Below are 1,620 nucleotides of genomic sequence, written 5' to 3'. Positions count from 1 at the left end.
AGGCGCTGCTCGAACCGCGCGATCCTCGTCTGGTGAAGGTCGCGCTCGGTGGCCTGCGCCGCGTCGACCCCATCGAGCCCCCAGGCCTTGCGATGCAGGCCGTGCGCCGCGCGGGTGGTCTGGCTCAATCCGAACGCGACCTGATCGGCCGCGCCGTGTGGATCCTCCGCCGGCGGCTCAGCGGCATGGGCCGCGCGCATCCGCGCATGGCCCGCGGCGTTGCGCTGCTGCTGATCGAGCAGGATGGCCCGCTGCAGCTTCGGCGGCAGCGCCTGCAGGTCGCCCCCGCTCTGGCGCAGCAGGTTGCGCGCGGCGCGCAGGGTGGCCTGCTGGGGGGTCAGTCCCCCTCCACCCTCTGATGGCATCTGTGTCACCTGTGAATCACCCATCTCACGTTCCTCCTTCTCACGTTCCTCAGAACGAGGATACAGGAGAGACGTGAACGAAACGCGCGCGCGCTGTTGCGAGATGGTTGCGTCGATGTGAACTTCGACGACGCGGGTGTTAACGGTTTGAGACGAGATGTGAACGCCGCCGCGCCGCTGTCGGCGTCACCGCGGGCAGATCAGCCTGCGTCCTGGGAGCCCGTTCATCTCGAGTACTCATTCAAGTTCCTCCCGTCAGAGGTGCGTCGCCTCGCCCTCGAGACCGGGTTCGAACCGCTGGCCGAGTTTCACGACGCATCGCGATACTTCACCGATGCCCTGTGGAGCGTGCGCAAGGAAGTCGTAGACGAGAACCGCTGACGCGCCGCCCCGTCGACGTCACGGCAGGCGGGTCAGCAGCACCCACCAGGCCCGTGCCGCCTGCGCGGCGCCGGCGTCGTTGAGGTGCCCCTCGTCGCTCGCCCAGGCCCGATGCAGACAAGGCCCCTGCGCGTCGCGGGCCTCTTCGCCCCCTGGGCCGTGCGACTCGATGTCGGCGAGGTCGAAGAGCGGCACGCCCCTGGCGCGGCAGTAGGCGCGCACGCGCGCGTTGTAGTCGTTGCGCAGCCGGTTCCCGCTCGTCATGAGCGGCATGGTCCACCACACCAGACGACAGCCCCGGACACGCTCGAGCCCCGCGCGACAGATCTCGAAGACCCGCGCCGGACTGCCCCCCTGTTCGAGATCGACGAAGCACAGCTTCATCATCGCGACGTCGCAACGCAGACGGCCCAGCCGCCGCACGAAGTCATTCACCTTCGAGGCCGGATCGCCGTTCTCACCGATCTCGAACGCGTTCAGCCGCGGCAGGCGATACCTCGAAGGGGCATGCTCGGCCATGGCGTTCAGGCCCTCGAGGATGTTGCCCCCCACCGACTGATGGCCGAAGACCACCGACAGGCGGCGGGCCTGATCGAGCGCGGCCTGCGAGAGCCGCGGAGCCTGGGCGCAGGCCGTATGGTCGATGACGGGAGCATCGGCGCGAGCCTGGCCCGACATGAAGAGCGTGAGCAGCAAGACCATCGAGACGACACGTGTGCGAATCATGAGAAGCCCTTCTGCAACGGCCAGGGTTCCTCCCCCAGACGACTCCGCCCCCCAAGGTCGGGGGAGAACCAACGTCCCAACTCCCGCCAGTGCTGGGGGTCAACGGTGCCAACCCCCACGCTTTGTGGGGGTCAACGGAGCCAACCCC

Annotated in this window: 3 protein-coding genes; 1 reads left to right on the top strand and 2 read right to left on the bottom strand. The window is 68.4% G+C overall.

The window, feature by feature from the left end; genetic code table 11:
* On the bottom strand, nucleotides 1-389 hold a 389-nt coding region (locus tag EB084_25015; protein NDD31525.1), incomplete at its 3' end, for a hypothetical protein.
* A gap of 135 nt (nucleotides 390-524) precedes the next feature.
* Between EB084_25015 and EB084_25010 the strand changes: the two genes are divergently transcribed.
* Nucleotides 525-746 (top strand): hypothetical protein, encoded by a 222-nt coding sequence (locus tag EB084_25010; GenBank protein NDD31524.1) that lies wholly within the window; start codon nucleotides 525-527, stop codon nucleotides 744-746.
* 18 nt (nucleotides 747-764) lie between these two features.
* Here EB084_25010 and EB084_25005 read toward each other — a convergent pair whose 3' ends face one another.
* Nucleotides 765-1,472: an SGNH/GDSL hydrolase family protein gene (locus EB084_25005; protein NDD31523.1), complete on the bottom strand. Its 708-nt coding sequence runs from the start codon at nucleotides 1,470-1,472 to the stop codon at nucleotides 765-767.
* Nucleotides 1,473-1,620: the final 148 nt, after the last annotated feature.

This window comes from Pseudomonadota bacterium (assembly GCA_010028905.1).
Classification (GTDB): Bacteria; Vulcanimicrobiota; Xenobia; order RGZZ01; family RGZZ01; genus RGZZ01.
This window is presented reverse-complemented; position numbering and strand designations above follow the sequence as displayed.